This window comes from Acetobacter sp. P1H12_c (assembly GCF_018811975.1).
GTDB classification, from domain to species: Bacteria; Pseudomonadota; Alphaproteobacteria; order Acetobacterales; family Acetobacteraceae; genus Acetobacter; species Acetobacter persici.
This window is the reverse complement of sequence record NZ_JACRVR010000018.1, coordinates 36,926-58,698: the sequence shown is the minus strand read 5'-3', so window position 1 is coordinate 58,698 and position 21,773 is coordinate 36,926. Positions and strand designations below refer to the sequence as shown.

Annotated in this window: 24 protein-coding genes, 1 tRNA gene and 1 rRNA gene; 20 read left to right on the top strand and 6 right to left on the bottom strand. The window is 60.1% G+C overall.

The annotated features are described in order from the left end of the window. Positions 1-29: 29 nt before the first annotated feature. Both rrf and KP699_RS10380 read left to right on the top strand, forming a co-directional pair. A 5S ribosomal RNA gene (gene rrf / locus KP699_RS10385) occupies positions 30-145 on the top strand. A gap of 27 nt (positions 146-172) precedes the next feature. Then, positions 173-249: transfer RNA gene (locus KP699_RS10380), tRNA-Met, on the top strand. Here KP699_RS10380 and KP699_RS10375 read toward each other — a convergent pair. The 4 genes from KP699_RS10375 to KP699_RS10360 form a co-directional block, all read right to left on the bottom strand. Further along, complete coding sequence (locus KP699_RS10375; protein ID WP_215762555.1) at positions 206-1,894, bottom strand: recombinase family protein; 1,689 nt, start codon at positions 1,892-1,894, stop codon at positions 206-208. The two genes, KP699_RS10380 and KP699_RS10375, sit on opposite strands and share 44 nt — an antisense overlap. A 629-nt stretch (positions 1,895-2,523) precedes the next feature. Next, positions 2,524-3,435: a toll/interleukin-1 receptor domain-containing protein gene (locus tag KP699_RS10370; protein WP_215762551.1), complete on the bottom strand. Its 912-nt coding sequence runs from the start codon at positions 3,433-3,435 to the stop codon at positions 2,524-2,526. Positions 3,436-3,848: 413 nt separating this feature from the next. Next, positions 3,849-4,157 (bottom strand): hypothetical protein, encoded by a 309-nt coding sequence (locus KP699_RS16450; protein WP_252346950.1) that lies wholly within the window; start codon positions 4,155-4,157, stop codon positions 3,849-3,851. 24 nt (positions 4,158-4,181) lie between these two features. Next, positions 4,182-5,216 carry a hypothetical protein gene (locus KP699_RS10360; protein ID WP_215762550.1) on the bottom strand — a complete coding sequence of 345 codons (1,035 nt, stop codon included), beginning with the start codon at positions 5,214-5,216 and terminating at the stop codon, positions 4,182-4,184. A gap of 303 nt (positions 5,217-5,519) precedes the next feature. Here KP699_RS10360 and KP699_RS10355 point away from each other — a divergent pair, with 303 nt between their 5' ends. Next, on the top strand, positions 5,520-6,425 hold the full coding sequence (locus tag KP699_RS10355; RefSeq protein WP_215762549.1) for a hypothetical protein: 906 nt from the start codon (positions 5,520-5,522) through the stop codon (positions 6,423-6,425). Between the two features lie 247 nt (positions 6,426-6,672). On the opposite strand, the gene KP699_RS10350 is transcribed toward KP699_RS10355, so the two are convergent. Continuing rightward, on the bottom strand, positions 6,673-8,112 hold the full coding sequence (locus KP699_RS10350) for a DUF6880 family protein (protein ID WP_215762548.1): 1,440 nt from the start codon (positions 8,110-8,112) through the stop codon (positions 6,673-6,675). A 275-nt stretch (positions 8,113-8,387) separates the two neighbouring features. On the opposite strand from KP699_RS10350, the gene KP699_RS10345 reads away from it, so the two are divergent. The 14 genes from KP699_RS10345 to KP699_RS10280 all read left to right on the top strand — a co-directional run bounded on the left by KP699_RS10345 (position 8,388) and on the right by KP699_RS10280 (position 18,473). Continuing rightward, positions 8,388-9,068, top strand: coding sequence for a DNA methyltransferase (locus tag KP699_RS10345; RefSeq protein WP_215762547.1), 681 nt, complete (start codon positions 8,388-8,390; stop codon positions 9,066-9,068). 340 nt (positions 9,069-9,408) lie between these two features. After that, a complete protein-coding gene (locus KP699_RS10340) occupies positions 9,409-9,825 on the top strand; it encodes a hypothetical protein (RefSeq protein WP_215762546.1) in 417 nt (138 codons plus the stop codon). 634 nt (positions 9,826-10,459) lie between these two features. Continuing rightward, positions 10,460-10,777, top strand: coding sequence for a DUF736 domain-containing protein (locus tag KP699_RS10335; RefSeq protein ID WP_025861645.1), 318 nt, complete (start codon positions 10,460-10,462; stop codon positions 10,775-10,777). A gap of 194 nt (positions 10,778-10,971) precedes the next feature. After that, positions 10,972-11,172 (top strand): transcriptional regulator domain-containing protein, encoded by a 201-nt coding sequence (locus tag KP699_RS10330; RefSeq protein WP_144032620.1) that lies wholly within the window; start codon positions 10,972-10,974, stop codon positions 11,170-11,172. A 70-nt stretch (positions 11,173-11,242) separates the two neighbouring features. Beyond that, positions 11,243-11,749, top strand: a complete 507-nt coding sequence (locus KP699_RS10325; RefSeq protein ID WP_215762545.1) for a DUF2285 domain-containing protein — start codon at positions 11,243-11,245, stop codon at positions 11,747-11,749. Between the two features lie 271 nt (positions 11,750-12,020). Continuing rightward, positions 12,021-12,281: an AlpA family transcriptional regulator gene (locus KP699_RS10320; protein WP_215762544.1), complete on the top strand. Its 261-nt coding sequence runs from the start codon at positions 12,021-12,023 to the stop codon at positions 12,279-12,281. Next, positions 12,281-13,351 carry a replication initiator protein A gene (locus KP699_RS10315; protein WP_215762543.1) on the top strand — a complete coding sequence of 357 codons (1,071 nt, stop codon included), beginning with the start codon at positions 12,281-12,283 and terminating at the stop codon, positions 13,349-13,351. The genes KP699_RS10320 and KP699_RS10315 overlap by 1 nt, the downstream gene beginning before the upstream one ends. After that, positions 13,348-13,836, top strand: coding sequence for a DUF2840 domain-containing protein (locus KP699_RS10310; RefSeq protein ID WP_215762542.1), 489 nt, complete (start codon positions 13,348-13,350; stop codon positions 13,834-13,836). Before KP699_RS10315 ends, KP699_RS10310 begins: the two co-directional genes overlap by 4 nt. Next, positions 13,833-14,462 (top strand): S26 family signal peptidase, encoded by a 630-nt coding sequence (locus KP699_RS10305; RefSeq protein ID WP_215762541.1) that lies wholly within the window; start codon positions 13,833-13,835, stop codon positions 14,460-14,462. Before KP699_RS10310 ends, KP699_RS10305 begins: the two co-directional genes overlap by 4 nt. Before the next feature lie 46 nt (positions 14,463-14,508). After that, positions 14,509-14,850: a DUF736 domain-containing protein gene (locus KP699_RS10300; protein ID WP_215762540.1), complete on the top strand. Its 342-nt coding sequence runs from the start codon at positions 14,509-14,511 to the stop codon at positions 14,848-14,850. Continuing rightward, entirely contained in the window at positions 14,847-15,572 is a 726-nt protein-coding gene (locus KP699_RS10295) for a lytic transglycosylase domain-containing protein (protein ID WP_252346949.1), read from the top strand. The genes KP699_RS10300 and KP699_RS10295 overlap by 4 nt, the downstream gene beginning before the upstream one ends. Positions 15,573-16,106: 534 nt before the next feature. Further along, positions 16,107-17,834 carry a DUF3363 domain-containing protein gene (locus KP699_RS10290; RefSeq protein WP_252346948.1) on the top strand — a complete coding sequence of 576 codons (1,728 nt, stop codon included), beginning with the start codon at positions 16,107-16,109 and terminating at the stop codon, positions 17,832-17,834. A gap of 67 nt (positions 17,835-17,901) precedes the next feature. Beyond that, a complete protein-coding gene (locus KP699_RS10285; RefSeq protein ID WP_215762538.1) occupies positions 17,902-18,123 on the top strand; it encodes a type II toxin-antitoxin system ParD family antitoxin in 222 nt (73 codons plus the stop codon). Positions 18,124-18,128: 5 nt separating this feature from the next. Next, complete coding sequence (locus KP699_RS10280; RefSeq protein ID WP_215762537.1) at positions 18,129-18,473, top strand: type II toxin-antitoxin system RelE/ParE family toxin; 345 nt, start codon at positions 18,129-18,131, stop codon at positions 18,471-18,473. 20 nt (positions 18,474-18,493) lie between these two features. Here the strand turns inward: KP699_RS10280 and KP699_RS10275 are convergent, their stop codons facing one another. After that, a complete protein-coding gene (locus KP699_RS10275) occupies positions 18,494-18,733 on the bottom strand; it encodes a helix-turn-helix domain-containing protein (RefSeq protein WP_215762536.1) in 240 nt (79 codons plus the stop codon). A gap of 71 nt (positions 18,734-18,804) precedes the next feature. Here KP699_RS10275 and KP699_RS10270 point away from each other — a divergent pair, with 71 nt between their 5' ends. The 3 genes from KP699_RS10270 (at position 18,805) to KP699_RS10260 (ending at position 21,704) form a co-directional block, all read left to right on the top strand. Continuing rightward, positions 18,805-19,128 (top strand): DNA -binding domain-containing protein, encoded by a 324-nt coding sequence (locus tag KP699_RS10270; RefSeq protein WP_256442341.1) that lies wholly within the window; start codon positions 18,805-18,807, stop codon positions 19,126-19,128. A 120-nt stretch (positions 19,129-19,248) separates the two neighbouring features. Continuing rightward, on the top strand, positions 19,249-21,258 hold the full coding sequence (locus KP699_RS10265; protein ID WP_215762534.1) for a conjugal transfer protein TraG: 2,010 nt from the start codon (positions 19,249-19,251) through the stop codon (positions 21,256-21,258). Positions 21,259-21,260: 2 nt separating this feature from the next. Further along, the gene (locus KP699_RS10260) at positions 21,261-21,704 is read left to right on the top strand and encodes a CopG family transcriptional regulator (protein WP_215762533.1); all 444 of its coding nucleotides are present in this window, start codon (positions 21,261-21,263) and stop codon (positions 21,702-21,704) included. Positions 21,705-21,773: the final 69 nt, after the last annotated feature.

The following is a 21,773-nucleotide window of genomic DNA, read 5'->3' as shown; positions in this document are numbered from 1 at the left end:
CACCACCCCACTCAGGGTGGACTGGATGACCTGGTGGCCATGGCGGGGAGTGATCCACCCGATCCCATCCCGAACTCGGCCGTGAAACCCCCCAGCGCCTATGATACTGCGGCTTAAGTCGTGGGAAAGTCGGTCGCCGCCAGGTCTTCCAGTCTACCCAACAAAACACCACCGCGGGGTGGAGCAGCCCGGTAGCTCGTCAGGCTCATAACCTGAAGGCCGCAGGTTCAAATCCTGCCCCCGCAACCACCGATTCCCACATTGATGTTTTCGCAAGTCCTTTCAGGGACTTGCCTGATTTCGTGTCCTTCTGGTTCACGAATCTCAGCAGCGTTCCAAGCTCGCCATAGAGCGTCGCGAAGATCTCGCCGCGCTTGTCGCCCGGCGACAGGACGATCTTCTCGACCAGCGCACGGACAGCCTCGGACGCCTCTGCCCGGTCTTCCGGCTGGTTCAGACTCTCGGTCAGACGCTCCACCTTCTTCTTGAACATCGCCGCGACATTCGGGTGAATGTCGAGGGTATCCTCCAGTTCGGAGGAGAGCAGGGCATCGAGTTCGACTTTGCGAGCTTCGAGCGCGTCTATCTCCGCTTTCATGGCGGGATGAAACATGCCTTCCTTGATGGCCTCGACGATACCCCGGATACCCTTCTCCACCTTGACCTGTTCGGCCTTCCAGCCAGCACTGTTGGAGCGGCGCTCATGGTTCAGCCTGTTGGTCTCTTCCGTATAGGCTTTCATGGCTGCAGCGGCGGCTTCGGGTGTCATCAGTTTGTGCTTGAGGCCGGCCAGCACGCGCTCTTCAAGGTCGGGGCGCAGGATCGTCGCCTTGTTATGGCAGGAACGGTTAGCGATCCGGTTCGAGCAGGCATAACGGTCCTTTTCGCGGAGCGAGTAAGTGCCGCCGCAGACGCCGCAGAAAATCATACCCGAGAACAGGGATTTCGGGCGGCGCATGCCGTTCATCCGGTTAGCGGCCGATGTCCTGACTGCCGCGATGACGTTGACGTATTGGGCGGCGATCTTTGCCTGACGGTCGCGGACCGCCTGCCAGAGAGCATCATCCACGATGCGCAGGTCGGGCACATCGGTGATGATCCACTCGGATTCAGGGTTCAGCCGCGACACCCGCTTACCGGTTGAGGGATCCTTGATATAGCGGAGCCGGTTCCAGACGAGGCGGCCGATATAGAGTTCGTTGTTGACGATCCCTGTGCCGCGCTGGACGTGCCCCCGGATCGTGGTGTCGATCCACAGCTTGCCGTTCGGACCAGGGATACCTTCATCATTGAGTGTGCGTGCGATTGCGCGCGGGCCGATGCCAGCGGCGAAGTCTCTGAAGATGCGACGGATAATATTGGCTTCGTTTGCGTCAATCTCACGGTCGCCCCGGATCGGATCGCCTCGGGCATCCAGCTTTTTGATGACCTTGTAGCCGTAGCATAGGCCACCACCAGATTTTCCGTCCTCAACCCGGCCGCGCAGGCCGCGATGGGTTTTGGCCGCGAGGTCTTTGAGGAACAGAGCGTTCATCGTGCCCTTGAGGCCGACATGCAGTTCGCTGATCTCGCCCTCGGCCAGGGTAACGATTTTGACCCCTGCAAACTTCAGGTGCTTGAACAGGGTGGCGACATCTGCCTGATCGCGGCTGATGCGATCCAAGGCTTCGGCCAGCGCGACAGTGAATTCGCCGCGTTGCGCGTCCTGCAGGAGGGTCTGGATGCCGGGCCGCAGGATCATGCTGGAACCGGAGATGCCTGCGTCTTTATAAGCGCTGGCGACCTTCCATTTTTCGCGTTTGGCGTGCTCGCGGCAGATGCGGAACTGATCTTCGATTGAGGCGGCCCGCTGATTATCGGAGGAATAGCGGGCATAGAGCGCGACACGGACCATGGCAGGACTCCGGGCATCATCTTCCAAAAAGAGAGGGTGTCAGAGCTTACCCTGCTTCCACCCGCTGGGTGGTAGTCAATTCGTTGGCGTCGCCATCACGTTTTTCGGGCAGACCCTGCTGGATGGCGGGTGTGGCGTCGGCGGCGCTTCTGACGCTCATGATCCTCGCGAGCCATCTGGCGACCGATGAGCCGCGCCAGGCGGAGCACGCAGGCATCGGTCACATAAGGTGCGGCTGCCTCGTCGTCGGGAAGAATGATCTCGATCCGCGCCTGTCTGTTTCGTGCGTCCATGACGGTTTCTCCAGACGATACTGGAGCCATTGGACAGGGTTATGCGTCATGGAAAAGAACAAAATCATCCTATGCGGTCATCGGCGGTATTTGTGTAAGTAATAGGATGGATGATCAACATCAATGGGGAGATGTAGTGATACGTCGCGGTCGGTAATGGTTCCAGTTTTAATGGATCCTGCTGCCATGAGCGTTCAGATGAAGGCGAAACCGGTATGCGCAGCGCGCGACCGCTTTCGCCTCTAATGGGACATTCAGTTCCACGAACCGGCCGGCCAAAAGCGGACGTTCGACATGAACAACCATAAGCAGGCCCCACTTCCTGCCCTCTGTTTTTCAGTCGGCGGTCAGCACTTCATATGAGAATGTGACGTGCGGAGGCACAAAGTTCGAAGCGTTTACCTCCGGTTGCACCTCGTCAATGGTAAGGACACAAAGTGCCCCATGACCATTCATGCAGACAACGCTTTGCCCAACAATCGGAGTCGCAGTTCGCGAGAGCGTGAGAAATTTTTCGACGGAGAGGGGGTCGTAATTGGAAGCTGTTATTAGGCCAATCGCTTTAAGGCCGCTGTCAGTGTAAATGTAAACGCTATTTCCTGAGCAGTTACTGAAAGTGACCTTGAACTCGTATTCACCATTGCCAATTTTGTAATAACCGTTTTTTTTGTATTCGAAGGTGACGCGACCTTTGAGAGCAGGGCTGGCATAATTGGCCGGATCACGTTCGGCGTCGATACGCTCGATACGCGCTGCGCGTTTGCGGACCATGGCCAGAGAGGTGGCATGATCTTTCGAGGCGGGCAGTCCCTCAACCCAACGCCATATCTCATCAATCTGCACCGATCCTGGGAATACATTTTTCTCCGGCGTTGAATTGAAATCGAAACCCTTGGGAGAATGGCTTTTGAGCCACGCTGGAACCTTGAATGACGAGTTTTGCACAAACACGAGCGACAACCAAGTTGGCGGTTTGTTGTTAAATGCGCCACTGATCCACATGTTTTCAATCCCGACGCCAGAATCCGGCATCGTATCTGCACGCAGAACATAGTTTTCATCGACGATCAGCAAGACGTGGGTTGCACTTGTTACCTCTTGCATGAAGCCAGTAAGGCTAGATCCATAATCTACCTGTTCGTCGATCTTCACGTCATAACCGAGAAGATGAAGCTGGCTCGCGAGCAATCGCACCCACTCACGATGAGCCGGTGATGTCCATGCGTACGAAACGAATAAATCTGCCATCCAACAAAGACCACCAAGCGGTTATCGAAAATTCGAGAGAACGATTTTTTCCTTGAGCCTGTAGCCTAGCGGTTTGTTTGTCTACCCCATTAATCGCTGAGGCGGCCGAAAGCGGACTGTCGGTTGCCCCGCAGCCCCCCCCAGTCAGTTCGACGGAAACTGCGCGGATAGGTGGGAGCCGTCCTTATTCAAGACATTCGAAACACTGAGATACGAACCGAAAAGTGGATATTTGTCATCCCGATTTCAGTTAGCCTTCGTTGTGCGTTAAAGTGTTCGGCGGTCTCTCTGTGAGCATCATTCCTAGAGAACGAAAAACCCTTTCGTCCTCACATTGCGTAATATTGAAGCGCATGAAGGGAGACGCAGACTGGCTTACGCTGAAGACCTTGCCCGGAGCATGAATGATTTTATCAGCCATGCTTCTTAACGCGATGTCTGTTGAATCCTGCCCATCCAGCAGCCTGCACCAGAGATAAAACCCTCCCTTCGGCACAGCCCAGGGGCGTATACCCAACCGCGCCAGTTTGTGCATGACTGTTTTTCGGGATTTTTCCAAACGCCGCAAGGATCTCCAGCATGTGCTTGCGATAGCTGCCACCTTCCAGCACATCCGCGAGTTCCGTGTTGTCTCCAAGACGAATAACCTTCTGGTCGGAAATCTTTACTTTTGTTCTATAATTTTTCTTTTTGAGGCCCGCAGCGGAACTGATCGGAGTCACGATGCAAAGGGAGCATGCAGATCGCTATAAAAGCTCTTGGTGTCGTGATAGAGCGACTTTCCAGTAAGAAGTGTTGAACTCGGGCTGTGTAATATCAACCAGCGCCTCACCATCAAGCCGGTTTCTTATTGCGGATGTTCCAGGGGCTACTCTATCGCGCCAGTATCGTTCAGCGAGAAAGTAGGCAATGCGGTTGGCGGCCGATCTGTGGCGTCGCGTGCGAAATGGGTGCTCCTCGACGACACAGCTGTAATAGAAGGCCATATCGATATACTCCTCGTCGTTGAGAAGCGTTGTGGCATGGACATTAAGCTCTTTGGCGATTTCGTATAAGAACGCACCGAAAAGAATGGCATGTACGGTCTTCATGTTTAGGCGCTGGCCTCGCTTGAACGCAGGAAGAACCGGGAGGTCGCGTTTCGCGTATTCAGCACGGAACATAGCAAATGCTGTCTTTACCTCTTCACTGGCTGCAAGTTTCTGAAGGTCAGAGCCGATCATCCCGTCGTCGTGGGCAATCCGGTTCCTGATGCTGCGTATCAAATCAAACAAAGGTAAAGTCACAGCCAGTTTTGCGCTAGGTCTCCATCCGAGCCAAAGTTTCAACTCGTCTAGGCGTTTTGACAGCGTGTCCAACTTGCCCGAAAGATCATGGCAGCAATGATTGCTGACCCATCGATGGGCGGGGCTAAGTCGTAGAAGCTGATGATCGTGGTTGCAGTGGGGGAGCGTAGCGCGGGCACGCGACGAAAACCGCACAATATCTTGTACGAGATTGCGGGTAAAAAGGTCGAAGGCTGCGACGTGTTGGATGATACCTTGTTCCGCTAGACTCGCCAAGGCAAAATCGACCTTTTCATCGGCATTCTTGTAGTGTTTTCCTTTCCCCCAATGGTCAACCGAGCAAGCGTCTACTAATGACCCAAGCAATACCGGCGCATTGGAGGTTTGAATGTTCCGTTTCAGTAAAGACAGTCCCGCTGTTGCTACTTGCAGGTGGTCAGTCAGCAGTTCTTTCTTACGATGATATGTCGCATATGCTTCAATCGTCCGTGCCATGTTTTCCCCACTTTGTATTGCCGCATCATAGTCAGTGTGTGGAAGCTTAGCCAACCGGTCCGAATATCGCAGCCGTCATACGGAGGCCCTCATGGCCTTCTCTTAGACTGAAGTAATTTGCCACCGATGTTCATTGATGAAGGAAGGGTAACTTTCGCAGCTTAGTCATCCGATACCTGACGGTCCGCTTTCCCCCCCCCTGCGCGGCCTATCTGCTCAAGGAATATGAGGCAGACAAGCGGGATACGCCTTTTTCAGACGTCAGAACGCGGTATAATTTTTCTCAGTAGAGGATGTAGCAACATGCCGCGCGAAGATTGGTCTCCGTCAATATCGGGGCGGCTCACACCGAAGGCGGAAGATAGCCAGTTGAATGATCATGACAGCTTAAAAATATGGGCTCTCGAAAGCGGCTCTGACCATGTGACGCTCCGCAGCAAAATGCGGATGCCCCATTCCTCAAGACACACCGTTATGGACGAGGCTCGCAAGGCGCTTAGGGGAGCGCTGCAAATGATCAGACCTCGTGGCGATCAGATCATCGAAGGCGTCTACTCTTCGAACGTCGAAGGTTATTTCGATGTTGAGAACGTAGTTATTTACAACATCGAGACGGCCTCCTTCAACAAATGTGCCATCAACGGCATCAGGGCGCGACGCGACAGATCTAATCGCGAAGATACGGCCTTCAGTCATACCTTGCGATACATGCTAATCGATACGCCTACGCCACCCGCGAACGCGATGGTTCACCTGCGTTTTGCATATCCTGGCTTTCGCAGCGTCTTCGATATCTGGTGGGCAGCAGTCAACGGTGAGCTTCTCTCGACCGGCTTGCTACCCGGACGGTTTGGCATCCACGTAGCTCTATCCTGCCCGACCCCGCCCAAAAATCCCGCCAAATGTGTGAAAATTCTCTTTGATGGAATCATCGCTGCCTTGCAAAGAAATCTCGTAGTCCCGGTAGATGAGGTTGTGCTGAGGCTCTCGCGCAAGCATGGCGTTGAAGCCGAGCTACTGCGCAAAAGGATTTTTCGACCACTCTCTCCGGCCATAATGGCAACCAGAAAGGCACCTCTGGTTGCTCCATACAGGGAGCACGGAGTGCAGTGGCACCCAGCCGATGACAAGTGCGAAGATTGCACTTTTGTCGTGTCCAAGAGCGACACGGCATTCTGCGATGCGTATCTCTTTCCGATCGGAGATTGACGGAGCAGAAAGCCTGCTTGACCCAGTCCCTGGACTGCCCTCGTTTTTGCGTAAGGTCTGTCCAACCGGAGACAGGCAATGGTGAGATTACATTTCACGCAGGATCAGATCATCGAGATTCTGAATGAGCATTAGACAGGCGCATGGGCGGCAGATTGAACCGCGCCAGAGTTGCCGAAGATGTCCGCCCTCGAAGCTTTTGTTCTGTAAAGCGGACCAGCCGGTTCCCCCCCATTGCGGTCTTTAACTATTCACCGATCAGCGTCCAGAATCCCAGCTTGCGCTTATGCTGCGCTTTCAAGCGGATCATAAAGGCTTCGTGGGTTTCCATGCCGTTTGGCGCTGTCAGCATTGGTGCAAGCAGTCGACAGGAGGCGAGATCCTTGGCGGCGTAGGGATAGTAACGGGAAAGCGCCTTATCCAGCACGGCCTCGACCAGCAGACGGTAAAGAAGTGTCGCCTCGTTGGGATATGATTCAGACAGACGATCGGCAGCCGGACGGAGTGTCCCGTAATCACGCCCGTCCAACTCTGTTGTATGCTCCCGCACGAGACGGGCAGCGGCATCGAGCGCTGGCCATTCAAGAAGAGTGGAAAGGGCTACGCCCCTGACCGGGAAATTACGGATGTGATTGAGTGCCAGCTCTTCAGCATCAATCGCATCGTAATCGCTGAGATGGCGTTGGTATGCCCGCCAGTGCGGCAGGCTCAGGCGTTCCTGAAAGACTTTCCATCGCAGGGACTGGGCCTGGTTGCGGTCTTCCACAGCCTCACAGGCTTCAATCCGCAGATCGTCGTTTTCCCAGCGAAACCGGGACGTCTCATCGGTCTCCCGGTCCAGCCATTCGAGCGCCTCTTGGGCGCGTCCCTTGTCCAGAAGGCGGCGTGCAACATCGCCGATAGAGGCGGATTGACGTTCACTCAGGTTGACTGCTTCGATATAGGCATCGACGTCATCCATCGCGTCGGCCAGATCCTTCAGGTGACCGAGGGTCTGCATGCGCCCGATGTCGGTACGATAGTCTCCCTTCACCTTTGAGGCGGGAAGGTCGTGCAATCGTGCAAGAAGCGTGCTTCTGAGTATGGCCGCGCCAGCAGCCCCCAGTGCCTCGCCGCATGATGCGATCAGGTGGTCACACGTGCCATACCCGTCGTTATCGAGAAGCGTGAGCAGATCCCTGACTGTGACAGCCGGATCCCGGCCAGCCTGTCGTCCCCAGAGGGAGCCGAGGTCAGAGGTCGCTTCGCGAAACACATCTGACAGGTAACCGGAACTGTCGTCAGAGCGCTCATAGACGGAAGGAGCAAGTTCCACGAGAAGACGCATCGCGGAAATGGCCTGTCCGACATCCGTCGTTGCAACATCGTTGAGAATGGAGCGCCGCAAGGCATCGAGTTCGGCCGCAAGGGGTTTGATCCGGTCCCAGGGCAGGAAGCCACGGGAACGCTGGATCGTTCGCAGCCTCTTTTCGATCTCCTTGCCGAGTTTGTCTTTCGCATGAATGGCAGTTAGCGCCATGCGCAGCTTCCGGGTGAGCACGGCATCCTGTTCCGACAGTTCGACCAGAAGGTCTGCAAGCCGATCCGCACCAAGGGCTGCCAGATTTTCTTTCGTGACGGTCGTGCCGACTTTCGCGGATGCTGCGGATTTGCGGGTGGCAGGTTTTGTAGAAGGAGTGCGGGCCATGAATGCAGATTATAACAGTGACACAGGGGACGCAATCAAATGCCGTTGCCATGAAAAAGAGGAAAAAGCTAATGGCTCCGCCCTCGCGCCGGAAAGGGTGCGCGTCAGCGCGCTGACGCCGCCCGATGGGGTTTCCCCGATCTTCCTGCGCTGCGCTCCGTGCAGACCGGGCGATACCCCTCCCCATCGGTCGCCCTTGCCGTTGCTACCCCGCTGCTCGCCGCGAGGCAGAGGAACAGCGGGGGCTGTTCCTCGCGGAACAAAGGGCAAAGGCCATGACCGGCAACACCACCACGGCGACCGATTTCCGCAACACCATTCTCAACGGCGACAGCGTGCAGCTTATGCGCGCACTTCCTCGCAATGCGGTGGACTTCATTCTGACCGACCCGCCTTACCTGGTGAACTATCAGGGCAGGGACGGGCGAAGGGTCCGCAACGACGATAATTCCCGCTGGCTCCGACCCGCCTTCAACCAGATGCACCGTGTCCTGAAATGGGGCGGGTTTGCCGTTTCGTTCTATGGCTGGAACCGCATCGACCTGTTTGCCGATGCCTGGAAGGCGGCGGGGTTCCGCATGGTTGGGCATATTGTCTTTCGCAAGTCGTATTCGTCCTCTTCCCGGTTTCTTCGGTATGAACACGAGAGCGCCTACCTGCTGGCCAAGGGGAACGTGACACCTCCGGCAAGCCCCATTCCGGACGTGATCGACATGCCCTATAGCGGCAACAAGCTGCATCCGACGCAAAAGCCGGTGGCGGCACTCCTTCCCCTGGTGGAAACCTTCTGCCCGGTGGGTGGGCTGGTTCTGGACCCGTTCGCGGGTTCGGGGTCATCGCTGGTGGCGGCGCAACATCTTGGCCGCGACTGGCTGGGGATGGAACTGGACCCGGACCACGCGGCCACGGCAACCCGTCGGCTGGCCTGGCACGGGACGGGGAGGGCGGCGGCGTAAGCCGCCCCTTTCTTTCGTCACCCTACCCAACGGCCAGAAAATCGTGCCGGTCCCGATGGACCGGCGCATGCGGCGCTCGCCGGCATGGCCGGCTCGCGGATGGTTTGACCGGGAAAGGCACGTCCCTGGTGCCGTGGCCCCAACGTTGCCGGGACAACGCGCCGCGTCCACGGCGCGAGCGGAAGGCGCCAACAGGGGGCGCCTCGGTCATGATCCGGCGCGCTCCGCGCGCTGTCGAAATCGTGAAAACAGATCCAGAAAACCCAATTCTATTTCGTGGATATTCCTGAATCGTCGCGGCATGTGTGTGGTGTTCCTCCTCGTGGAAAGGACGCGATCCATGCTGCTCGGTCTTGGTATTGTCCTTGGCTTCGCCAGTATCGGCTTTCTATGCTGGCTGCTGTTTCTCTGTGCGGTCTATGCCGCACCGCTGTTCGTGGCGGCGATGGTTTGCACTCTGCTCTATGATCATGATGTGCTGTCCGGTGCCCATGCCATCCTCACGGGCATCGCCGCCGGAGTCATGGTGCTGGCGTCCGGTCAGGCGATCCTGGCGTTCTCGCGCGATCCCGCGCTTCGGACATTGGTGTCGTTCCTGCTCGCCCTCCCGGCCGCACTGGCCGGGTTTGGCATGACGCTGGGTTTCTGTGGCATGGGAGCTATGAGCACTATTCCGGCCTACCTTTTCGCGACGTTCGGGGCGTTGTGCGTCGGTGGAGCGGCATGGACACGGCTCTGCGCCATCCAGCCTGCGTAAGTTCCCGGTGGCAGAATCACAGTTTCGGCCAGGTCCAAAAGGTCAGCGTGGGGCGGTCAGTCCTCGTTGCGCGGGCGGATCAGGGTTCAGGATCGGGCAGCACCTTTCCTTCTGAGCGAGATGCTCAGCACAGACCCGACTGGCGCGAAGCGTCGGCCAGATTCGGTGCAGAAAACGCATGTCGTGCTGTCGGCGTGACTGGCGCCCCGGCGTCAGCTTCAGTCTCCTGATCTGGAAGGGCAGGGAACATGGTGCCAGCCAGTGGGTTATCCCGGCGGCGGATACGATACGACCTGTATGCTGGAAACGGATATCTCCTGACAACCCACGCCCCTGTCATGGAACACGACTGACTGACCTGTTTCTCCACAGGGCTGACGGCGCCGCACACCATGGCCTCTCGATATGGCCGATCTGCCCGAAAACCGGCTTCGCCTCGCCCGGCTCTGGCGCAACGGCGTCACGGAACTTTCTTCCCCTGTGCTGCGCCCATTCCGCGCGGAACAAGAAAGTTCCGTGCCGCCGTCCTCCGCGTTGCTCCGGCCCTTCGGGTGCGCCGCCGGTCGTCTCCGGGCTGTCGATGGCCATCGAGGCCACGGTGGTCGCGGCCCGATAAAAGCCAGGAGACAGGACAATGATCATCGGTTCATTTAAAAAGGTCGGCGAGGGGTACGAAGGCGAAATCGTCACCCTGACACAGAAAATCCGGGGTATCCGCTTCGTGCCCGAAGCCAACCGGGCCAGCGACAATGTTCCAAACTTCCGGGTCCAGATCGGCAAACTCGAAGCCGGGGCGGCCTGGATCAAACACACCACGGACTGGCGCGAATATCTCAGCGTGAAGCTGGACGATCCGACCCTTCCCGGTCCGATCTTTGCCAGCCTCTTCGAAGAGGAAGGTGGTGCCTACAACCTGGTCTGGAGCCGTCAGCGCCCGCGCAACGGGGACTGACCACCCCACACTGGCCCTTCCCAGCTCAGCCGGGAAGGGTTCCTGCTCACGGGTTACGCGATGGCATCAATGCCGTTCATGTTGCGCGATCATATGATCTCCAATTGCCGTCTTCTCACTGGATGACGCGCCGTGGATACTGAACGTCCGGGCAGGCGTCGCCACCCGTTCTCAGACAAACGAGGGAGGGCGCCATGCCCGGAGCACACTGGCACGACCAGGCGCGGTACGAGTATCTGCGCAACGCGATCCCGGCGGAACTCGGCTGGGAATATCTTCGGCGCAATCGTCGCTATCGCGACGAACAGCGCGCCTGCGCGGACCTCTCTCCCGACGATCCCGCCCAGGCGGAATTCGCCCGCCGCTGGGGTCCGCGATTTCGCCGCCGATCCTGATCAGCGCTTCAGTGCGCTGACCGCGCTCTGGTCGCGTCTGGCCCTGCCGACGATCCTGGTCATCCGGCCATTGCCGCCAGCTCAGACGCTGACCCCACGCCGTCTCGATCTCCAGGCGCTGTCCGATGTGCGTTTCGTCGAAACACACGATGGAATCTACATCTGTTGTGTCTGTGCTGGCGTGACCTGGCAACTCTGGATGGAACACCAATGGCCGGGGCCGCACCATTATGTTTTCGAACTGACCTATGACAGCTTCACGCCGTTGCGGGCTCACGAGACAATCCGCTTCTGGCGGGTGCTCGCGGGTTTCCCGGATCCCGGTCCCTGGCACAGGATGTCGGCGCAGTCCATCGCGCGCCACATTCTCGCCCTTCGTGTCAAAGACGCTCTTGCCATGGGCGTCAGCGAAAGGGTGATCGCCGATCATCTTCTCGGTGAACCGACGGTGCGCGCCTATGACTGGCCGGATATTTCCGGGCGCGGGCGGTTCCGTCGTCTCAAGAATCTGGCGGACCGGCTGATTGATGGTGGTTACCGCGATCTCATGGGCTATCCATTGTCGCGCCGCAGGTGAGTGGAGGGCCGCATCCGTCCGCATTGTTTTGCCTCTGATTCCCATGACGACTCCCTGATCACAGCGAAGCACAAAAAGCTGTTTTGCCGAAACGTATTTTCGAAGGTGTGCGGCAAACGGCGGTGTTCGGGTGGTAAAAAGGACTGGTTCCTGTTTCGTTTCGTGGACGCTTTTGTCGTCGATAAAAACGTCCATTCCCTGAGCCGCCGATTATCCACCAGCGTCCCTCCATACACCCCGCTCTCCGCCGGGTGTTGCATTGAAGGGAGACATGGTCATGGCGATCGCACCACGCCTGATGCGTGTTCGTGAGGCGGCCCGGTTTCTGGGTATCTCGCTCCGCACGCTCGAAAAACACCGCACCTATGGCACGGGGCCGCTCTACCGGAAAGTCGGCGGGCGGGTTCTGTATTCCGTCGAGGACATGATGGCCTGGACCGCCGGGGGCGCGCGCCATTCACCGTCGGAAACGACGTCGAGCCGTGTCTTTCCGGCGCGCCCACTGACCCCCGAAGAACGGGAGAGCCTGTGATGGCCACCGATGAAAGCTGGCGGGAGCCAGACCGTCGCTTCGTGGTCAGCGGACCGGCGAGCCCGCGTGACCAGCGCGATCTGATGGGCCGACCATTCTTCGCACTGGCGAGACGCCCGCGCTTTGAGCCGATCCGTTACCGGTCCCGACAGATCAAAGTGATCGTCCGGGCATCGGCGGACGAAGGTATGGCCACAATCTGGGATGCCGACGTGTTGCTCTGGCTCGCAGGCCAGATTGTCGAGGCTCTCAATCATGGCCGCTGGGTATCACGCCATGTCCGTTTCACGCCCTGGCAATTGTTCCACGATCTTGGCTGGGCAGACGGTGCGCACCAGTACCGCCGTCTTCGCGGTGCCCTGGTGCGTCTGGAGACCACGCGGGTCGCCACCAGCCTACGCACCCCTCCTGACTGGCCGGCGCAATCCTTCGCCTGGATCAGCGACCTGGGAATTTCCAGATCGGAGGGTGTGTCGCTGACCCTACCGATCTGGTTCATGGAAGGTGTTTGCGACTGCTCCCGCGTCCTCACCCTCGACCCCGCCTACTTCCGGCTGACCGGTGGTCTGGAACGCTGGCTTTACCGGCTGGCGCGCCGCCATGCCGGTCGGCAGAAGACCGGGTGGACGTTCAATGTGGCGGAGCTTCATGCCCGTTCCGGCAGTCTCACCCCGTTGCGCAATTTCATGATCGATATCGGCACCATCGTGCGCCGCCAGAGTATTCCAGGATACGATTTTCAGCTCATTTCAGGCGGAAAACCGGGAGTCCTGCGCATTGTTCCAACGGGTCGATCCACAGTGCCTGGGGAAAACCATGTGGATCCTACCGTTGCTGCAGATGCGGATTATACCGTTGGTGCAGGTGCGGAATTACCGTTGCTACAGGTGCAAAAACCCGTCGAAGCATCTGATTCAAAAGGAGAAAATGGACCCGTAACTTATATAACTAATATAATAACTTATTATGTAGGGAATTTCGGTCTTTCAGACACCTTCCCGATAGGTCGGTCGGGACATGGAAAAAAGGCTCGGGAAGCGGTCGCGGATCGCATGGTCGGTGTCCCATGACCGCCCGCTCTTTCCGATCGCAGGGCGATGTTCTCACCACGGTCGAACTGACCTGGATCGAGAAGCGCATCGAACATTGGGTCCGATTCGGTCGTCCCGTTGAGGATCGCATTCTCGATCGCCGGCGCAGGCTGATGAGCTTCACGCCGGGCAGCGTGTTCGCGTTCATCCGCTGGGCCGCGAACGATTTTGGCACCGTGGTGTCCTGCATCGACATCGTGCGCGCGGTCGGGGCTCAGGAAGCCTGCCAGACCGTGCCCTTCGTGCGCCCTGGTGGCGAGAGCCTGCTGCGCCAGAGCGGCTGGCCGAAGGTGCGGCGCGTGCTGGAGGCGATCGACGGCGTGGAGGCGCTGGGAATTGATCCTGCGGCTGCCTGTCCCGATCACTGGCGGCATCTGCATCACCGGCTCACGGCAGCGCAGGAGCCGCGTCCCTACACGCGCGAACGGCATGAAGGATGGTTGCGTCGGAGGGCTGTGTCATGACCCGGCGCGCCTGGTTCTTCACCACGTATTTCGCCGTGCTCGGTGTGGGTGCTTCGCTGGCGTTTCATCCGACGCCGCGCTGGGTCTGGAACGAGACGGCCAGCGTTCCTGTCGGGCTGTATCGCATCCAGCCCACCGTGCCGGTCCGTGTCGGTGACATCGTTGCGCTCCGTCTTCCCGAGCGCGAGGCGACGCTGCTGGCGACACGCGGCTACCTGCCGTTCGGCGTGCCGCTGCTCAAGCCTGTGGCAGCGCTGGCGGGCCAGAGTGTCTGCCGCATCGGCATCCACGTCACGATCGACGGCAAGTCTGTCGGTAATGCGAAGACCGTCGATCATCGGGGTCGGAAGCTGCCGGTCTGGCAGGGCTGCCAACGCCTCGAACCGGGGCAGGTGTTCGTCATGAACGCCGCCGTGCCGACCAGTCTGGACGGACGGTATTTCGGTGTCCTGCCGATGGACACCGTCATCGGTCGCGCCGTGCCGATTCATGTTCGCACAGGCGAGGCCGAGCCACCTGCGCCGCATTTTGATCCGCTCCCGGAACTCGGCGCTCCGGTCCGGGAGCGACCGCTTCTGGCACCGCCCATGATGCCTGTGAAACGGGGCGAGCTACCCATCCAATGATAGTTGCCAGCCATTGAATTTTCATACTCCCGAAAGGATTTTTCCCATGAGCCAGATCGGATTTTTCACCCGCACCGCCGATGGATTTGCCGGGCGTCTGCGCACCCTGTCGCTGGACGCCGAACTGACCTTCGTGCCAGCGGAAAACAATGGCGCGGAGCATGCGCCGGATTATCGTATCCACCTGGGTGACGGGGATACTGGCCCCGAGCTGGGCGCAGGATGGAAACGCACTGGGGAACGTGCCGGCGAGTATGTTTCCGTGCTTCTGGACGATCCCACTTTCATGCAGCCAATCCGCGCTACGCTGTTCCAGGCGGGACGCGGTGGGCGTGAGTGGCAACTGGTGTGGAACAGGCCCGCGAAGCGTCCGGGAGGTCGGGAATGAGGCGCCGGCATTTCCTGCCCGGCAGCATGCTGGCCGTGCTCGCGCTGCCGCTTTCGCCCGTTCCGGTCTACGCTCAGGATTTCGACGATCTCGTGCGTCAGGCAGCGGAGCAGAATGCGATCCCGGCAACGTGGGTGAGGGCCGTCCTTCATGCTGAAAGCGCTGGCGATCCACATGCGGTTTCCGGCGCCGGTGCGATGGGGCTGATGCAGCTCATGCCCGGCACATGGAAGGATGTCCGGCGCACGCTCAATCTGGGGGTCGATCCCTTCGACCCACATGACAATATCGCGGCAGGTGCAGCTTATCTGCGATGGCTGCACGACCGTTATGGCGATGCAGGCTTCCTTGCCGCCTATAACGCTGGTCCCGGTCGTTATGACGACCATCTGGCGAGCGGCCGACCGTTGCCCGCCGAGACGGTTTCCTATGTCGCGCAGGTCCGGACTTTGATTGGAGACCCGATCGTTTCCACCGCTGGAGTCCTGCCGAAAATCGTGGCCGACTGGCGTGCCGGATCGCTCTTCATCGCGGCAGGGAAAACGGTCCCGAACTCCGTCCGGCCGATCCCGGTTTCCATGGAGAAAAATGCCGTCCAACTCCATCCCTTTCCGGCCGAATTTCTTCCGATGCGGGATGGTTCGCGGCGTGCCGATTTTTTCGTCGCTCGCTCTGCGCCAGAGCAGGAGGGCGATGTGCGGGCAGAGGTCATGAAACCATGAGATCAGGCAAGGGAAGAGGGGTAGGGAGGCACGGCAAGATTAAAGGGCGCGGCACTCCGTCCGGCCCGAACCTGCGGTTTTCTCTGTCTGCACATGGGGTTGGCGTCCCGCTTTGCAGCACTGTCGATTTTTCGCGTGGAGTGCGCCGGTTTTCCGGAAACAGGCAGTCTTCCGTCATCCCCCACGGCACTGTGCGGGAAACGGCGGTGATTTGCGGTGCTGGCTATGTCGTCTGACGATGACACGCGGTTTCGTGTCCGGCCCGGTCGCATCCGTGACAGGAGGGGTGAAAAAAACCGGAGTTTTCTCTCGCGGATGCGCGCCACCATGCGGCGGTCGGGGGCGTCCCGCTCGCTCCGAACTCACGGCGGGTCTGGGACGAATGCGCCCGGTGGTTCCCGGGGTACCGCCCCACGTCGCAGCGGGCGATCCGGCGTCCGGAAAGGACGTGGCGCGTCCTTCGTGCGGGCGCGGCAGATCGCGGGCTGGACTCATGCGAAGGCGGGCAGTCGCCGCGTTATCTTGAAGTCGCGTATGATCCGTGCGCCCGGCCGTGATGGCAGGGCGCGCGCTCACCTCAATTACATCCAGCGTGACGGCACGTCCCGCGATGGTCAGCGCGGGCAGCTTTACGGGCCGGAGACCGATCGCGCCGACGGCGACGCCTTCCTCGAACGCGGGCAGGACGACCGGCATCAGTTTCGTTTTATTGTCTCGCCGGAGGACGCTGAGCAGATGCAGGATCTGACCGCTTTCACGCGTGACCTGATGACGCAGGTGGAGGCGGATCTCGGCACGAAGCTCGACTGGGTCGCTGTCAATCATTTCAACACGGGTCATCCTCACGTCCATATCGTCATCCATGGCCATGACGACCATGGTGAGGATTTGGTCATCGCCAGTGATTACATCACTCAGGGGGTGCGCGAACGGGCGACCGAACTGGTGACGCTGGAGCTGGGTCCGGAGACGGCGCTGGAACAACGCCGCAAGCTGGAGAGCATGGTCGGGCAGGACCGCTTCACGCGGATCGACCGGCAGTTGCTGGCGTTGGCGGAAGATGGTCCGATCGACATGCGTGGCGAGCAGGGCGGTGATCATGTCCTGCGGCAACGGCGGCTTGTGAAACTGGAGCGGATGGGCCTCGCCAGCCAGACCGAGCCTGGTGTGTGGACGCTCGCGCCGGAGACGGAGAAAACGCTGCGCGAACTCGGGGAGCGGGGCGACATCATCCGCGCCATGAACCGGGCGATGCACGAGCAGGGGCGAGCGCCGGATCCCGGCCTGTTCGTCTTCCATGGCGCGGCTTCACGCGACACGGTGGAGGGGCGGATCCTTGACCGTCATCTCTCCGATGAGCTGGGCGAGCAGATTGGGCTGGTCATCGACGGGGTGGACGGGCGCACCCATCATGTCGCCGGGATTGACCCGGTTTCCCTGGACGGGGTGCGAAACGGGAGCATTGTCGCAGTCGGCCCGGAGGTCACAGGCCCCCGTCCCGCCGACCGGGAAATCGTGTCGGTCGCAGGCCGTGACGGTGTCTATCGCGCGGACGCGCATCTTGCGCAGGCACGTTTCATGCCACGTATTCCCGGAGGCGATGCCGACGCCTATGTCGCCTCCCATGTGCGTCGCCTGGAGGCCCTGCGGCGCGCCGGAATTGTCGAGCGGATCGAGGATGGGCGGTGGCAGATCCCTGGCGACTATCTGGAACGGGCTGCGGCGTATGATACGAGCCGCGCGAAACAGATGTCCGCGCGCGTCCTGTCCAATATCGATCTCGAGGCCCAGATCACGGCGGATGGTGCGACATGGCTGGATCGGGGGCTGGTCTCGCGCGGCAGGTCGAATCTGGTCGATGCCGGGTTCGGTCATCAGGTGATCGAGGCCCGGAAACAGCGTCAGGATGTGCTGATCGAACGGGGCGACGCCTGGCGCGACAGGGAGGGGGACGTCCGCTACCGCAAGGGCCTGCTGGCGACGCAGGAACGGCGGGAACTGGACCGTGTTGGCGGTGATCTGGCGGCCTCACATGGCACGTCCTACCGCACCATGGCGGACGGGGAGAAAATGCGTGGCACGCTGAAGGAGAAGGTCCGGCTGGCGAGCGGAACCTACGCGCTGGTCGAAAACGCCCAGGAGTTCGTGCTGGTGCCCTGGAAGCCTGTCATCGAGAACCGGATCGGCCAGGAGATCACCGGCGTCATGCGCGGGGGCGCCATGGACTGGCACCTCGGGCGGCAGCGGGGGCTGGGATTGTGATGCGGGACAGGCATGAATCATATTGCCAATTTTTGCCATACACGACTATCCTCCTCGCATGAGCACCATGAACATCTCTCTACCAGAAGCCCTGAAAAGCTTCGTTGACCAGCAGGTTGCCGGTCGTGGGTTTGGCACCAGCAGCGAGTATGTGCGTGAACTGATCCGCAAGGATCAGGACAGACAGCGTCTGCGGGGCCTGTTGCTTGAAGGAGGCCAGTCCGCACCGGGCTCCACGGCGGATGCCCCATATTTCGAGCGCCTGCGATCGCGTGTGCGCGGCGTCTGATCATCATGACGACCAGACGCGCGGTGCTGCGCGAGCAGGCCGAGCGGGATATTGATCGGATCATTGACGATTATGTCGGGAAAGCCGGAGGTGCTGTGGCCGACCGGTTTGTCGGGGCGCTCGAAGAGGCGATGAGCCTGATCGGGCAGTATCCCGGCATCGGCTCGCCGCGTTGTGGGTATGAACTTGATCTTCCGGGGCTCCGCGCACTCACTCTCCGGAACTGGCCGTTCGTGGTTTTCTATGTTGAGTGCGAGGACCATCTGGATGTCTGGCGTGTCCTGCATGCCCATCAGGACATTCCGGGGTGGCTGCGAGATCCCGATGGGGACGATGCTTCGGAACAGTGACCGAATGGGGCCAAACCGATTCAGTGATCTTCCATAAGGCTGGCAAGAATGTCAGCGGCATCGAGTCCGATGGCGGTCGTGATGTCGAGGAATTCGATCACGTCGATCCGACGCTCGCCGGTCTCGTATTTTGCAACGTAAGACTGGGGCTTGCCGAGCCGCTCCGCCAGTGTGGCCTGGGTCAGTCCCTCGCCGCGCCTTGCTGCGATCAGCAATTCCATGAGACGGTGCTGTCGCGGAGAGCGCAGCGATTTCGGCATAGGGTGCGGTTCCAGTTGAAACTGAGGAACCGTCCCAATAATCCCGTATCGGGATTATCCCATTTCAGGATATGATCTGTGGACCTGAAGGAAAGGGCAGGATCATGACGTCTCAACCCGAGAACAGAGCCGTTCCAGCCGATGAGGCGCCGGACTGTCCGCTGCTGACGGCGTATGACCATCTTCATCATGTCACCTATCTCCGCCTCCTCGATGCCGAGGAAGCAGGCGCGGACTGGCACGAGGTGGCGCGGATCGTACTCGGTCGCGACCCGGCAGCCGACAGGGACGGCGCGCGGCGATGCTGGGACTCGCATATGGCGCGGGCGCGCTGGATGCGTGACACCGGCTATCGCCAGCTCCTGACCGTTCCCGGCGGCAAGACGCCGCATTGAACGCTCCATCCGATTTCTTACACAAAGACCGCCGATTGCCGCACGGCTCCTGAATTACCTTGCCTCGCGCGTGGTTATTCCTCCTGACGGACGGATCATCATCCTGTCACGGAGGTCTTCATGTCCGCGTCCCGTGTGGCCTGGGGCCAGGTGATCCTGGTCTTCACAATCATGTCGCTGTTCTGGTGGGCCGCAACCGAGTGGACGGCCTGGCGTCTCGGGTTCCAGCCCGAGCTTGGGGCGCCCTGGTTCATGCTCGGGCATCGCTGGCCTGTGTATGCGCCGCCGCTCTTCTTTTGGTGGTGGTATGAATTCGACGCCTATGCGCCCGGCATTTTCGTGCATGGCGCGCGGATTGGTGTGGCGGGCGTTGTTCTGGCCGTCCTCGTGGCCTTCGCCCTGTCGATCTGGCGGGCGCGGGCAAGGCGTCGGGTCGAAACCTATGGTTCGGCCCGCTGGGCCACTTCCCGCGATATCCGCACAGCGGGATTGCTGGGCGAGAGCGGGGTCGTTCTGGGTAAATACCGCCGGGTCTATCTCCGGCATGACGGTCCCGAGCACGTGTTGTGCTTTGCGCCCACCCGCTCCGGCAAAGGAGTGGGGCTGGTCATTCCGACCCTGCTGACCTGGTCCGGTTCGGCCATCATCCACGATATCAAGGGTGAGAACTGGCAGCTTACGGCGGGATTTCGCGCGACCTTCGGGCGCGTGCTGCTGTTCGACCCGACCAATCCGGCATCGGCCGCCTACAATCCTCTGCTGGAGGTCCGTCTGGGCGAATACGAAGTCCGCGACGTGCAGAACATTGCCGATATCCTGGTGGACCCGGATGGTGCTCTGGAACGGCGCAACCATTGGGAGAAAACCTCGCACGCCCTGCTGGTCGGCGCGATCCTGCACGTACTTTATGCCGAAGCCGACAAGACGCTCGCCGGTGTGGCGAAATTCCTCTCCGACCCGAAGCGGTCGATCGAGACGACCCTGTCCGCCATGATGCGGACAAACCATCTGGGGGAGAGAGGGCCACATCCCGTCGTGGCCTCCGCCGCGCGGGAACTACTCAATAAATCGGACAATGAACGCTCCGGCGTGCTCTCCACCGCCATGTCGTTTCTCGGGCTCTATCGTGACCCGGTGGTGGCCACGGTTACCAGAAGATGTGACTGGCGGATTGAGGATCTCGTTTCCTCGGTACAGCCGGTTTCGCTTTATTTCGTCGTGCCGCCCTCGGACATCAGCCGCACCAAGCCGCTGATCCGGCTGATGCTCAACCAGATTGGACGCCGTCTGACGGAAGATCTGGAGGCGGCGGCCACCCGGCGCAACCTGCTTCTCATGCTTGATGAATTTCCGGCTTTCGGGCGACTGGATTTCTTCGAAAGTGCCCTGGCGTTCATGGCGGGGTACCGGATCCGGGCCTTCCTGATCGCCCAGTCGCTCAACCAGATCGAGAAGGCATACGGGCCGAACAACAGTATTCTGGACAATTGCCAGGTCCGGGTCAGCTTCGCGACCAATGACGAACGGACTGCCAGACGGGTGTCGGATGCTCTGGGCACGGCAACGGAGCAGCGGGATTCCACGAATTATGCCGGGCATCGCCTGTCGCCCTGGCTGGGGCATCTCATGGTTTCCCGGCAGGAAACCGCCAGGCCGCTTCTGACCGTGGGCGAGGTCCAGCAGTTACCCGACCATGAGGAACTGGTCATGCTATCGGGCTGCCCGCCGATCCGCGCCCTGAAGGTCCGTTATTATCAGGATCGTCGCTTTACCACGCGCATCCTGCCGCCCCCCGATCTGGCAGCGTTGGTGCGGGACGGGGATCCCGCAATCGATGTGTGGTCTGCACGGGTGGTCGCAAGGGACACGCCGGGTGTGTCGTCGCCCCCGGAGGCCGGATCCAATGCCGAAGATACCGACGACGCCAACAGTGGCGTCCGCCGTGAGCCGGAATTGCCAGAGCATGAGGATATCGCGCCCGAGCGGCCTGACCCGGCCGCCGAGTTCGAAATTCCCGACAGCGATCCCGAGGCCGAGGTGCAGCGCGCGGCGGAGTTGCGGCGACAGGGGAATATCATCCGTCAGGCCGGCATGGATCGGAATGACGGTCTGGAACTGGGAGGAAACTGACCATGCACAAGCGCAGCCGACGCCTGAACGTCTATTTCGATCCCGATATCCATAAGCAGCTCGAGGCCCGTGCCGTGCGGCGGGATATTTCAAAGTCCGCCCTGGTGGAGACGGCGGTGCTGTCGTTCCTGACGGACGATGCCACTGAGAGGCAGGAGGCCGCGACCTCGCGCCGCCTCGACCGGCTGTCACGCCAGATGGCCGGACTGGAGGAAGATCTTTCGATCCTGGCGGAGACGGTAAGCCTGTTCGTCCGGTTCTGGCTGACCAGCACGCCACCACTCCCGGAGAACGCGCGGGCATCAGCCCGCGCCATGGGGCTTGAACGGTTCGAAGGCTTCCTGACCGCGCTGGAACGTCGGCTGGCGACGGGGGATCGATTCCTGCGCGACCGTCAGCGCGATGTCGCGGCACGACAGGATCCGTCGGGCACCGATCCCGCCTGAATGCTCCCAATCACATACGCTTTTACCGCATTACCCGAAATCCTTGTTGCCAGCGTCTAAATCCGCTCC